Here is a 12,287-nt window from a genome sequence, read left to right as displayed (position 1 = left end):
TTATTGTACCGTGGTTGGAAATGTATCGCCAAAAGGATCGCCGGTGCCGACACCGATGCTGAAGGGGTGGGTAGAGATTGGTAACCGTGCGCAACAAACCCCTAGAAAAAGTAGATCGACGTTAGCAAGAAATATTGACGGTATCACGATTATTGTCAATCACGACACAACGGGCAGGCAGCTATGCACATCAAGACCCTACCGGTGGTAGCGGCAGTTGGACACATTCTGTGCCACAATATTGCCGATGATCAGGGGCGTAAAGCCTTCAACAAAGGACGACGGCTGCGGCCAGAGGACATTTCCCAGCTCACCGGGCTTGGGGTTGCCACAGTGCGCGTTGCGGTGCTTGAGCCTGATGATGTTCACGAAGACGAAGCTGCGCTGCGCCTGGCCCAGATCGTCGCCGGGCCGGGCGTCATCATTGGCGAACCGCACGCCGGTCGCGTTAATCTTCGCTCGGCCTACGCCGGCCCGTTGATGATTGATACAGAAGCATTACTGGCGATCAATCTGATTGATGGCTTAACAGTCGCCACCCTACCACCGTACACCCTGGTTGCCGCTGATCAGATGCTGGCAACGATCAAAATTATCCCCTTCGCCGTGCCTGCTTCAGATCTTGCGCAAGCCGGTGCCGCCGCTGATGCCCAGAGTGTATTGCGTGTTGCCCCGATGGTACGTCGCCGCATTGGCGTTGCCCTGGTGAGCAGCCCGGCGGCACGGGCACGAGTTGAACGTGGCATGCTACCGGCAATTGTCGGTCGGATCACCGATCTGGGCGCAACCATGATCGGCTGCTGTCACGTACCGCCGGACGAAGCAGAAGTTGCTGCCAGTCTGCACGAACTACTGGCTGCCGGCGCCGACCTGATCATAACCGCCGGCGAAACCTCCGTTGTCGACCGCGACGATGTCATTCCCCGTGCCGTGCGTCGGATCGGTGGCGAGATTGCCCACTACGGTGCACCGGTCGAGCCGGGTAATTTGCTCTTGCTGGCCTACCTGAACGCTGCCGATGACCGTATTCCGCTCATTGGTGCTCCCGGCTGCGTGCGTTCCCGCGATCAAAACATCGTCGATCTTATCCTACCGCGCCTGATGGCCAACGAACGGATCGGGCGCCGCGAAATTGTGGCGCTAGGACCAGGCGGTCTGCTCGGAGCAGCGCGCCGCGGTTGATGGCGGCACAGGGTGTAACAATTCTTCACGTTGTTTCGTACTATGTCATAGCCTTTGTATTGGCATATCTACGCTGAAAGGGGGGGCCATGAGTCTGGAAAACCTCTACAACGACCGTCGGGAAGCGGCACTGGCCGATTTCAATCGGGCAATCGCCATTGACGAAAACTATGCCTGGGCCTACTTTCAGCGCGGGCAAGTACTGCGCGAACTGGGACGTCTCGAAGAGTCGCTGGACGACTTAACGCGAGCCTGTGACCTCGAACCCGACGATCCGGCGTATCACGCCGAACGCGGCGAGACGCTCCGCATGTTACGGCGGCATGAAGCGGCCATCGAGGCCTTCTCACGCGCCATTGCCCTCCGTCCAGAATACCCCTGGGCATTAGGCAGTCGTGGTCAGGTCTGGCGAGCCTTGCGGCGCCATCACGAAGCCCTGGTCGACTTCGATGCTGCCCTGGCGCTCAATCCCAATCTGGCGTGGATCCACGCCGAACGGGGCGAGTCACTGCGGGCGCTCAATCAGCATCAGGAAGCAATAGAAGCCTTTAGTCGGGCGTTAGCCATCGATCCGGCCTACCCCTGGGCATTGGGACATCGGGGGATCACCTATCGCGAGATGCGCGATTTCCCGGCAGCTATCGCCGATTTCGACGCCGCCATTGCCTTGCAGGGCAACATGGCCTGGCTCTACGCCGAGCGTGGTGAAACCCGTCGGCTGGCCGATGACTTTGAGGGTGCCCTTGCCGACCTGAGCCGGGCGCTGGAACTTGATTCCGCTTACGCCTGGGCATTTGGTAGTCGCGGAGCCGCGTTTCGCGCCGTCGGCGATCTCAACGCAGCGTTGGCCGATTTCAATCGAGCGCTGGAATTAGATCCAGGCTACACCTGGGTCTACTTTCAGCGTGGTCTCCTCCACCGTAACACCAATCGTACCGACGAGGCAATTGCTGACTTCAGCCGTGCTATCGAACTGGAACCGAACTATATAGCTGCCCTGGCCGAACGCGGTGAACTGTTCCGTTTGCAGCGTCGTTACGAAGAAGCCCTGCGGGACTTCAACCGCACCATCGAACTCCAACCCGATCACGCCTGGGCATTGGGTAGTCGCGGCCAGGTCTATCGCGTGCTGGCTCGTTACGACGAAGCCCTGGCCGACTTCAACCGTGCGCTGGCCCTGAAGCCAGATATGGTATGGGTGATTGCTGAACGGGGGGAAACCCACCGCCTGCTCCGCAACTACAACGAGGCGCTGGAAGATTTTAATCGTGCGCTTGAACTATCACCCAACGATTCGTGGGTACTCAGCCGGCGAGGTGCAACCTATCAGTCACTGAAAATCTACGAAGAGGCGTACATCGATCTGACCAGGGCGATTGAAATTGATCCAAACAACGCCTGGGCCTGGGCCCAGCGCGGCTCACTCTTCCGCCAGATGTAGAATGGCGCAGCGCAGGACTGCACAGGAGAGGGCGGGCAACATCCCGCCCTCGGTAGTCGAATGACCCACTCGCATCCCCAAAACCGGGAGAACCGTGGATAACCCGATCTCCTGACAATGCACGGTTAGAGCCGCTATGGGCTGGAAAAGGTACCACATCCCTCTGCACCAGCCCACTGTCCCCGCGTCCCGCAGGGTGCCTGGGAGCGCGAGCCTCCGGCTCGCCCCCCAAACCTGCACCAGCCCACCGTACCTGTGTTCCGCAATGTATCGCCCCCTGGGGGCGCGAACATCCGGCTCGCTAGCCACCTGCAACACGTAGCTCCCTGCCTGCTTCTCGTCTAAACCGGTTTGCGCCAGTGGGAGCCATCTGACAGCGCCGGTTCCCAACTTCAGCGGGGGCAGGTCAGACCCTGGGAGCGCGAGCCTCCGGCTCGCTAGCCACCTGCAACACGTAGCTCCCTGCCTGCTTCTCGTCTAAACCGGCTTGCGCCAGTGGGAACCATCCGTCCCCGCTGGTTTCCACCCCCAGCGGGGGCGGGTGAAAGATAGCCTTACCGTGCCCGGTAGGAGCAACGTAAACGGGCGCATACACCGTCCGTAGGGGCGGGTTCCGAACCCGCCCCTACGGAACCAGCCATCATGCAGGTGATCCCGACGGATCGTCACGACGGGGGAGGGTAGTCACGGCTATCCGCATATTCGGTGCCAGCGGCAGGCCAGAGGTACGCTTAGTGGAGGTCTTAACACAGGCCTGACAACCTGAATAGTGCGCAGTGTCAATCACGATCTGATATTCCTGCCACTTATCCGCCCCCCACTTCTCCGCGCCTAACTTATGGTATCATCGCCCTGACATAATGTGATTGAGTTGAGGGAGGATCGTCACGCATGAACGCTACCCATCCACACCATCCCCGCCCTATCCGGGTGGCGATGCTGGCTCGCGCCGTCTTCCCTCTGCACGGCTACGGTGGCATCGAGCGTCACGTCTACCACCTCACCAAATATCTGACCCGCCTGGGAGTTGAGGTAACCCTGTACGTACAATCGCCGCCAGACAACGCCGAACAGGGTGATCTCCAACCGCACGCCATCGAGACACTGCGCTACGACTATACCTCACCGCTGCTGGCCCCAAATGGCGTGATTGGCCGCCAGATCAATTTTCCAATCTACAGTTGGCGGATCGGCCATCGGGCAGCCCGGCGCGTGCAACACGGCGATTTCGATGTCGTCCATTCGCAGGGATTATGTGCCTTTGGGTACGCGGTTGCCCGCAATCGGATAACGCTACTCCGCAGCGTTCCCTTTGTTGCCAATCCGCACGGCATGGAGGAATTTCGCACGCCGGATCGACGCAAATGGCTGGCGTATGCGCCATTCCGCTGGCTCTACGCCTATGGTCATCGCCAGGCCGACCGCGTGATCGCCACCGATGCCTGCACGAAAGACGACATACCCCACTACCTCCGGGTCGATCCGGATCGGGTCGTCGTCATTCCGTCGGCGATTGATGTCGAAGAATGCCTCGCTCAGGTACGAAGTGAGCTGCGTACAGCGCTCCGGTTTCGCTTTGGTTTGGGAAGTAGTGATCCAATTCTGCTCAGTGTCGGTCGTCTCGAACCGAACAAAGGGTTTGACATTCTGATTGCTGCGTTAGCCCGCCTGCGCAACGAACTACCACCCCGCTGGCGCTGGATAGTAGTTGGTAATGGTTCGGCGCGTGCTGCGCTTGAACAGCAGGCGCAGGCAGCCGGCATTGCTGAACACACCTTGTTTGTCGGACGTTTGAACGATGAGGAACTGCACAGCCTCTACGAAGAGATCGATCTTTTCGTTCACCCAACCCGCTACGAAGGCAGCTCACTGGTCACCCTGGAAGCAATGATCCACCGTCGTCCGGTTGTCGCCAGCGCTATCGGTGGTATCCCCGATAAAGTCTTTCCCGGGCGTAACGGCTTACTGGTACAGCCCGGCGATGTTGATGACCTGACCGCTCAGCTTCAGGCCGCCCTCGCCACCCGTGATCGCTGGCCAGCCTGGGGAGCCGAGAGCGAAAAGATCGTGCGCTCGACCTTCGACTGGCCGATTGTGGCTGCGCAAACACTTCAGCTCTACCGTGAGTTGCTCTCGTTTGGGATCAGTACCTCACAACCCACCCGATCCGAATGATCGATCACCAGTGCCTGAGCCGGATCACGACGAAGCAACCACAAAATCAGCATATCGCCTCCTGCTGCAACCGTGAAGAAGACGCCAAATGCGGTATACGGGGGAAGATTATTCACGATGCCGATCAATCCCGGCAGCAAACCGAGAACGATGGCTGGCAGGATTGTCCCGAAGCGATAGGCATTGATCGGAAGTGCCTGACGGATATGGGCATATGGGGTTAACGTCTTGCGATCAAAGCCGAGCTTCATCGCCGAGAGTGATACCCGCCCGGCCAGCATCCACCCGATAACGTGCAGCAATTCGTGAACCAAAACACCACCGATCACGATGATGATGAGCAGAATAATACCAAACCAGTCATTCGGATTGAAAGTCAACGTGAATTCACCATTGTAGAGCAGATGACCGACGAATAGGGCAATCGCCGGAATCAGACCAAACAAGCCACCAACCAGATTGGCTTTCTCCAGCGATGTTGAGCGATCAAAGCGCTGATAGTTATCAGGTTGCTGCATAGACACATCACCTCGTATTGTCCACAATGACCGAAAGCTCTTTCACATATCACAGAGGAAACATATCAAATCTGGTGTGGTAGCAATCTTGCCACGCCAGCCACTCACCTGCACACACGTGCTGATACGTCCCTGGGAGCGAACACATCCCGCTCGCTCACCGGCAGCGTTGGGAGCGCGCGCCTCCGGCGCGCTCATCACCTACACCGGCCCACGACTACGAGCGCCATCCGGCGCTGCCGGTTCCCGCCCCCAGCGGTGGCGGGGTAGGGTGGGGGCGGGTCGGTACGCCCTGGGAGCACGCGCCTCCCGCTCACTCACCGGCAGCGCTGGGCGCGCGCCTCCGGCGCGCTCATCACCTACACCGGCCCACGACTACGAGCGCCATCCGGCGCCGCCGGTTCCCGCCCCCAGCGGTGGCGGGGTAGGGTGGGGGCGGGTCGGTACGCCCTGGGAGCACGCGCCTCCCGCTCACTCACCGGCAGCGCTGAGAGCACGCGCCGGAGGCGCGCTCATCACCTGCACCATCCCTCGACTGCGAGCGCCATACGGCGCCGCCGGTTCCCGCCCCCAGCGGTGGCGGGATGGGGTGGGGCGGGTCGCACAGCACCTCTGAGTACAGCGCACAGGTCATACGCTGAACCGGCACTTCGGCACTACGCAGTGCCGCTTAACGGCCCACCAGTGACCCTTCCGCCCAAACGATACACATCTTCGCGCAAAAGTAACCTAACAGCCCGGCAATGTTGGGCAACAGGTGTTATGCTGCATCCTGGCAGCACGTGCGCTACAATCGCTCATGGACGTTATCACACCGATCACCATTCCGTAAGGAGTTACGCATGGCTGAACTGACAAACCTTCCACCCCTTCGCATTGTCGCCATTGGGGGCGGCGGCGGTAGTGCCCAGGTCTTGCTCGGCACCCGTCCCTTCTTCGCCGAACGCACCGCCGTGATTGCAGTTACCGACTCGGGTCGTAGTACCGGTGCCGCACGGACAATTGCCGCTATTCCCGCCCCCGGCGACCTCCGCAACCTGCTGGCGACCCTTGCTGCCGACCCTAATGCCATACTACCGCGTCTGATGCAGCATCGCCTGCGCAGTCCGGCAGTGCCCTTACTCGATGGCATGGCGCTGGGCAACCTGATCCTGGGTGGTCTGGCCCAAATGGAAGGCGATTTTGCCGCGGCTGTTGCTCTGGCCCGCCAGATGGTCGGATGTCCAGAACAGGTTTTTCCCGTAGCAACGACCAATACCCATCTGTGCGCCGAGCTGATTGATGGTCGAGTCGTGAAGGAAGAGATTGCAGTGCGTGCGTTGGGCAAACCGCCTATTCGTCGCCTCTTCCTCGATCCACCGGCAGCGGCCTATCCACCTGCACTGGAAGCGATCATGGCTGCTGACCTGGTGGTGCTTGGGCCAGGGAGCTTCTACACCTCATTGCTGGCAACGCTCTGCTTCGACGGCATCGTCACCGCACTACGCGAAACATCAGCAACTATTGTCTTCGTCTGCAACACAACCGCCCAACCCGGCCAGACCGATGGCATGAGCATCGCCGATCACGTAACCCGCCTGGTTGACGTGATCGGCCCCGGTGTGCTTGATGTTGCACTTATCAACGATGCGAGTGGGTTGCATCCGGCAGTCGTAGCGCGCTACAGTGCCGCTGGTCTCACGCCGCTGATCGTCACTGAGACTGACCGACAGGCCATCCGGGCGCTCGGCGTTGAACCACTGGTACGCGACCTGGCCGAACCTGATCCAGGGCCACGTGAGCTGTGGAACAAGGCCGATACCATTCGCCACGATCCGCAAACCCTTGGCCTGGCGTTGTGGAAGATCGCCCTTGATCGCCACGATCAAGCGACCGGCTGATCGGATGACTCTCAGCGACATCAGCCGCTCAGTTTGGCGTGCGGAAGCCAGACTTCCGCACGCTTTCTCCAATTACCAGCGCATGCCCACTCCATCCGCATAACAGGTGTTCCGGTGACCGCCTCAGAACCGCAAGCACACCCCCATGCCTCTTGCCCCACCCCCTACCTTCTCCCTCCTCTCTCCTCTCCCCTATTTCCTATCTCCTCTCTCCTCTCCCCTATTTCCTATCTCCTCTCTCCTCTCCCCTATTTCCTATCTCCTCTCTCCTATTTCCTATCTCCCCCCTCCCCCCTTAAACTTCGCCCCACGCACCACCTGCACATCCATCGCATACGCGATCACGGCGAAGTGCGGAAAGTACGCTGTCGCCAGATGCTGCAAAATCTTTTCTGCCACCTCAGCGTTCACCAGCGTCTCGATACGCAGACTCTTCCCTTCCCATTCACTGGCATGAATACCCCGTGTTCCTTCACCGCGCACCGTGCCAACGGTATAACCACGGGCACCGAGATGACGTAGATCGTGCAACAGACGATCCTCCAGCACGGCCTCGGCAATAATGGTAACCAGCTTGACGGTTGTCAATTCCATGGCGTTACCTTTCCAGATCATTGCCCACCAACAATCCACAACGCCAGCGTGTAGTAGAGTGGAAGCCCAATTGCCAGATTAAACGGGAACGTAATCCCGAGTGACGCCGTCAGGTAGAATCCAGGATTGGCCTGGGGCAATGCAATACGCACTGCGGCCGGTGCGGCGATATACGAAGCGCTGGCCGCCAGGACACCCAAAATAGTACTGCCCCCCACTGATAGACCGGCAAGACTGCCAAACCAGACTCCGAGCAGACCGTTGAGTATTGGCATGATGATACCAAATCCTAACAGGAACAGGCCAGCACTGGGCAAATCCCGGAATCGTCTGGCCGCCACCATGCCCAGTTCAAGTAGAAAGAAGGTCAAGGCACCCTTAAATAAATCCACAAACAACGGGGCAACCTCTTTCCCGCCGCGAGGGCCGGTCAACCAACCTATGATCATGCCACCAACGAGCAGCAAAATACTCTTGCTGGTGATCAACTCACGGAGTGCCTCACGCCAATCTCCCCCCTGCGGCCCACCGGCCACCTGAGCAATAAACAGGGCAATCACAATCGCCGGCACCTCTAAAATCGCAACCAGCGCCGGCATAAAGCCCTCATAACGAATACCTACAGCGTCAAGAAAGGTCTGTGCCGCAGCGAACGTCACAGCCGACACCGAGCCGTAGTGAGCAGCAAGTGCTGCTGCGTCAGCAATGGTCATTTTGCCAATCTTGCGGGCCACGCTATAGGCAAACACTGGAATAATCAGGCCGAGGAATAGCGTTGCCAGCGCCGGTGCCCAAAAGACGGCCAGACTGGTTTCGGCCAATGCCACGCCACCTTTCAGCCCAATTGCCAGCAGGAGATAGATGGAAAGCGTCGTGTACAACTCATCGGGTAGTTTCAGATCACTGCGTACCAGCGTGGCGATGATACCGAGCGCAAAGGCGAGTACCATCGGCGACAGCAGGTTGACTTGCAACAATTCAATGATGGTCATAAGACTCCTTACATCGATTTCAAGTCTGCTCAACCTATCTCCGTTATCGTACCATCTCGCGTAACATGGCGAGTAATGCTACAATATGAGGCATCGGTCGCCTTTTTGCACCCAGAGGAGAAGTTCCCTATGGCCGCCTCGACGTCGGCACGTTCAGAGCGTTTGCCGCTTGCAACCCGTCTTGCTTTCGGCGCTGGTGATCTCGGCCCGGCTATCGCCACCATCATCGCCTCTTTCTTCCAGCTCTACTTTCTCACCACCATCGCCGGCCTCCCCCCTGGCCTGGCCGGGACAGTGCTGCTGGTCGTGAAAATCTGGGATGCTGTCAACGATCCTATCATCGGCTGGCTCACCGATAAAACGCAGACCCGTTGGGGACGGCGGCGGCCATGGCTGCTGTTCGGTGCCGTACCATTTGGTGTCCTCTTCTTTTTGCAGTGGGTGGTACCCCCGTTTGACGTGACCGGCAAGTTTATCTACTACCTCGCGATTGCCCTGCTTTTCGATACCGCCTTTACCGTGGTGAATGTACCATATACGGCGCTTACCCCAGAACTGACCCGTGATTATGATGAGCGAACTTCGCTCAATTCGTATCGCTTTGCCTTCAGCATCGGTGGGAGCCTGCTCGGCGGCATTTTACATCAAATCATTGTCGGTCAATTTACCGATCAGCAAACCGGCTATCTGGTCTCAGGTGCAATCACCGGTGTCATCATTGCCCTACCGTTTCTCTGGTGCTTCTTCGGTACTCGTGAACGCTACGAACCAGAACCCGGCAGTGCCGAACTGAGCTTACCGGATCAGATTCGCTATGTGTTCAAAAACCGCCCCTTTCTCTTCGTCGTTGGTATCTACATGTTCTCCTGGCTGGCCGTCCAGGTCACGTCCAGCGTCCTGACCTTCTTCATCGTCTTCTGGCTGGGCAGTGTGCCCCAATTTCCCCGTACCAGCTTTGGCCTGACCTTCAATACCGTCCAGGATGTCATCCCCATCATGCTCTTTGCCGTACAGGGTTCAGCGTTGCTCTTCCTCTTTATCTGGAGCGCGGTTAGCCGTCGCATCGGCAAGAAAGCCGTCTACATGATCGGCAGCCTGATCTGGATCGGAGTACAGGCATTTCTCTTCTTCCTGCAACCTGAACAACTCGACCTGGCAATCATCCTGGGTGTGATTGCCGGTGCCGGGGTAGCAACAGCCTATCTCATTCCATGGAGCATGATGCCCGACGTGATCGAGCTTGACGAACTTGAAACCGGGCAGCGCCGCGAGGGGATGTTCTACGGTTTTATGGTTTTGCTGCAAAAGATGGGGTTAGCGCTGGGATTATTTCTTGTCGGTCTGGCCTTGCAATTCGCCGGCTTCAACGAAAACCTGCAACCTGGCCAGCAACCCGAAAGCGCACTACTTGCGATCCGCCTGCTGATCGGCCCCTTACCCACGCTCATTCTGATCAGTGGCATGATCCTGACCGCCTTCTACCCGATTACGAAGGCCAGCCACGCCGAAACCCTGGCCAAACTGGCATTGCGCCGGCGACCAGGATAACGTCCCGACTGAAAACCATAGACCAACGTGGCGTCTGTCTGGCGCAAACATTGCGGGTTTTCCACCCAACAATGTTTGCGCCGTTTTCCACCTAACGAAGACCGCAGACTTCAGATCATCACCGCCGGACGGGCAAGTCTAAGCGCCGCTTCAGGATTGGGAGCAGTCGTGATCTCGTGGAGACCAGTGTTAAGATGAACCAGCGTCTGCGCGACTGTCGGACGAATCCCACTGATAATCGTGCGCGCACCGAGCAGACGGATCGCGGTAGCCGTGTCGATCAACGCCTTCGCCACCGCAGTATCTATCACCGTAATACCGGTAATGTCAATGATAACTGTATGAGCACGCAGTTCGGCGAGCCGCTCAAGCACCCGCTGCCGTAACGCATCGGCCCGTCGGCTGTCGAGGTTACCGACCAACGGTGCCAGCAGCACCCGATCATCTATCGTCAAAATCGGCAGTTCAAGTACTGCTACCAGTTCAAGCAGACGTTGTTGTTCGCTGGCCCGTCGTTCAACCTCCTGACGTGCCAGTTCGGTTTGTTGACGGGCCGCTTCTGCATCGTCGGCCCGCTGATCGGCGATCTGCAACGCCTGCATCTGCGCGGCGATAATCCGATCAAGGAATATCCAGACCGCAACAAACAGCGCTGCAAGACTGCTGGCCTGCAAAAAGCTAAACATCGGGGCAGGAATTTTCGCTTCAGGAGCCGGTTGACTGATGAGCAGCAGCACCACCGTTACCACAATACAGATCACCAGAACGCTAATAGTAAATACCCGCCGATTGATCAGGCTGGCCAGCAGAATCGCAACCACAATAAACGGCGCTGCAGAAACGTAGAGTTCTGGCAGCCAGAGCGCAACCATGATCTCGGCAACCACGATCAGGACTGCAAAAGGCAAAATACCCTGCCAGAGCGGTTGTCCCCGATCCAGCAAAAATACCGTACACCCGCTCCCGATCCCTATTGTTGTACTGATCGCCGCCGCAATCGCCAGCAAGGTGTTGTTTGTCAGCACAAAACTGATGAGTTCAATCGGCACAACGACGGCGGCAATCACTCCGATCCCCAAGGCAATACTGCGTGCAATCTGGCGAAAAAACTGATCGAGGAGCGACTGTGAGGTTTGCATACTTCCTCCATTGCCACACTACGGGTCGGGAGCAGGTTGCAGTTCATCAGCCACCGAATCAATGGCAAATCTGCCCGCACCAAACGATGCTGATGGCGCGCTCATACGATGAAAATCGCTCGCAATCCAGAAGTCACACTCTCTTGCCAACTGACTATCGGAAAGTGTTGCTGGGAATATGTTCTGGTGCGTAGGTCAAACAGTTGGGCAAGCCAGAAACCCTTCACTGTCGTTGTGTATTGTCTGGCCTGGAATTGTATCACACGAGGAGTACATTTAGGAGAAATATGTTGTGGAGTTGGGGATGGAATGTTGGGAATCGGAAGACATTCTAACCGGCTCGTCCATCGCTTCGGACAATGTACGCGGTACCCACAACGGCGGCCTTCATACCCAGAGTACGACTGGCGGACGCCGGCACGCTATCAGGTATCGCCAAATCCCGGCACAACCACGAGGCATAAACACCCGGCTACCAGTGTTCATGCCGTTTTAGAAATCGTCTTCAATTGCTGAAAAGGTATGAATGGAGAACAGGCCACGGGTAGCAATAGCAGATGGGTTAGTTTGTTTCACTTGCACAACCACCCAACTCATGCATTCCCGCGTAGGCAAGGGCACAATCCAGAGGATCACTCTTCACTAAACACATGAAATCACTTCCCATCACCTGCACCAATACTCTTACTTAATCTACCTCCTACTTCCTATCCCCTATCTCCTATCTATCCCCTATCTCCTATCTATCTTCTATCCCCTATCTATCTTCTATCTCCTATCCCCTATCTTCTATCTTCTATCTTCTATCTTCTATCTTC

9 protein-coding genes are annotated in these 12,287 nt (G+C 57.7%); 5 read left to right on the top strand and 4 right to left on the bottom strand.

The window, feature by feature from the left end:
- Nucleotides 1-183 precede the first annotated feature (183 nt).
- The 3 genes from CAUR_RS09370 (at nt 184) to CAUR_RS09360 (ending at nt 4,798) form a co-directional block, all read left to right on the top strand.
- On the top strand, nt 184-1,182 hold the full coding sequence (locus CAUR_RS09370) for a molybdopterin-binding protein (RefSeq protein WP_012257661.1): 999 nt from the start codon (nt 184-186) through the stop codon (nt 1,180-1,182).
- 88 nt (nt 1,183-1,270) lie between these two features.
- Nucleotides 1,271-2,623, top strand: coding sequence for a tetratricopeptide repeat protein (locus CAUR_RS09365; protein ID WP_012257660.1), 1,353 nt, complete (start codon nt 1,271-1,273; stop codon nt 2,621-2,623).
- An 891-nt stretch (nt 2,624-3,514) separates the two neighbouring features.
- Nucleotides 3,515-4,798 carry a glycosyltransferase family 4 protein gene (locus CAUR_RS09360; protein WP_012257659.1) on the top strand — a complete coding sequence of 428 codons (1,284 nt, stop codon included), beginning with the start codon at nt 3,515-3,517 and terminating at the stop codon, nt 4,796-4,798.
- On the opposite strand, the gene CAUR_RS09355 is transcribed toward CAUR_RS09360, so the two are convergent.
- Nucleotides 4,741-5,316, bottom strand: a complete 576-nt coding sequence (locus CAUR_RS09355) for a DUF3267 domain-containing protein (RefSeq protein ID WP_012257658.1) — start codon at nt 5,314-5,316, stop codon at nt 4,741-4,743. The genes CAUR_RS09360 and CAUR_RS09355 overlap by 58 nt on opposite strands.
- 842 nt (nt 5,317-6,158) lie before the next feature.
- Here CAUR_RS09355 and CAUR_RS09350 point away from each other — a divergent pair.
- A complete protein-coding gene (locus CAUR_RS09350) occupies nt 6,159-7,196 on the top strand; it encodes a gluconeogenesis factor YvcK family protein (RefSeq protein WP_012257657.1) in 1,038 nt (345 codons plus the stop codon).
- 276 nt (nt 7,197-7,472) lie between these two features.
- On the opposite strand, the gene CAUR_RS09345 is transcribed toward CAUR_RS09350, so the two are convergent.
- A complete protein-coding gene (locus CAUR_RS09345; RefSeq protein ID WP_012257656.1) occupies nt 7,473-7,790 on the bottom strand; it encodes a P-II family nitrogen regulator in 318 nt (105 codons plus the stop codon).
- Nucleotides 7,791-7,807: 17 nt separating this feature from the next.
- On the bottom strand, nt 7,808-8,782 hold the full coding sequence (locus CAUR_RS09340) for a sodium-dependent bicarbonate transport family permease (RefSeq protein ID WP_012257655.1): 975 nt from the start codon (nt 8,780-8,782) through the stop codon (nt 7,808-7,810).
- Between the two features lie 129 nt (nt 8,783-8,911).
- On the opposite strand from CAUR_RS09340, the gene CAUR_RS09335 reads away from it, so the two are divergent.
- On the top strand, nt 8,912-10,330 hold the full coding sequence (locus CAUR_RS09335) for an MFS transporter (RefSeq protein ID WP_012257654.1): 1,419 nt from the start codon (nt 8,912-8,914) through the stop codon (nt 10,328-10,330).
- A gap of 110 nt (nt 10,331-10,440) precedes the next feature.
- Here CAUR_RS09335 and CAUR_RS09330 read toward each other — a convergent pair whose 3' ends face one another.
- Nucleotides 10,441-11,469, bottom strand: a complete 1,029-nt coding sequence (locus CAUR_RS09330) for an STAS domain-containing protein (RefSeq protein ID WP_012257653.1) — start codon at nt 11,467-11,469, stop codon at nt 10,441-10,443.
- Nucleotides 11,470-12,287 lie beyond the last annotated feature (818 nt).

This window comes from Chloroflexus aurantiacus J-10-fl (genome assembly GCF_000018865.1).
In the GTDB taxonomy this organism is placed as follows: Bacteria; Chloroflexota; Chloroflexia; order Chloroflexales; family Chloroflexaceae; genus Chloroflexus; species Chloroflexus aurantiacus.
Note: the sequence above shows the minus strand (reverse complement) of the source record. Positions and strands in the feature narration are given on the sequence as shown.

What these genes read in the sequence shown, in the direction of transcription:
- CAUR_RS09370 (WP_012257661.1), top strand. Translation starts at nt 184, where the DNA reads ATGCACATCAAGACCCTACCGGTGGTAGCGGCAGTTGGACACATTCTG.
- CAUR_RS09365 (WP_012257660.1), top strand. Translation starts at nt 1,271, where the DNA reads ATGAGTCTGGAAAACCTCTACAACGACCGTCGGGAAGCGGCACTGGCC.
- CAUR_RS09360 (WP_012257659.1), top strand. Translation starts at nt 3,515, where the DNA reads ATGAACGCTACCCATCCACACCATCCCCGCCCTATCCGGGTGGCGATG.
- CAUR_RS09355 (WP_012257658.1), bottom strand. Translation starts at nt 5,316, where the DNA reads ATGCAGCAACCTGATAACTATCAGCGCTTTGATCGCTCAACATCGCTG.
- CAUR_RS09350 (WP_012257657.1), top strand. Translation starts at nt 6,159, where the DNA reads ATGGCTGAACTGACAAACCTTCCACCCCTTCGCATTGTCGCCATTGGG.
- CAUR_RS09345 (WP_012257656.1), bottom strand. Translation starts at nt 7,790, where the DNA reads ATGGAATTGACAACCGTCAAGCTGGTTACCATTATTGCCGAGGCCGTG.
- CAUR_RS09340 (WP_012257655.1), bottom strand. Translation starts at nt 8,782, where the DNA reads ATGACCATCATTGAATTGTTGCAAGTCAACCTGCTGTCGCCGATGGTA.
- CAUR_RS09335 (WP_012257654.1), top strand. Translation starts at nt 8,912, where the DNA reads ATGGCCGCCTCGACGTCGGCACGTTCAGAGCGTTTGCCGCTTGCAACC.
- CAUR_RS09330 (WP_012257653.1), bottom strand. Translation starts at nt 11,469, where the DNA reads ATGCAAACCTCACAGTCGCTCCTCGATCAGTTTTTTCGCCAGATTGCA.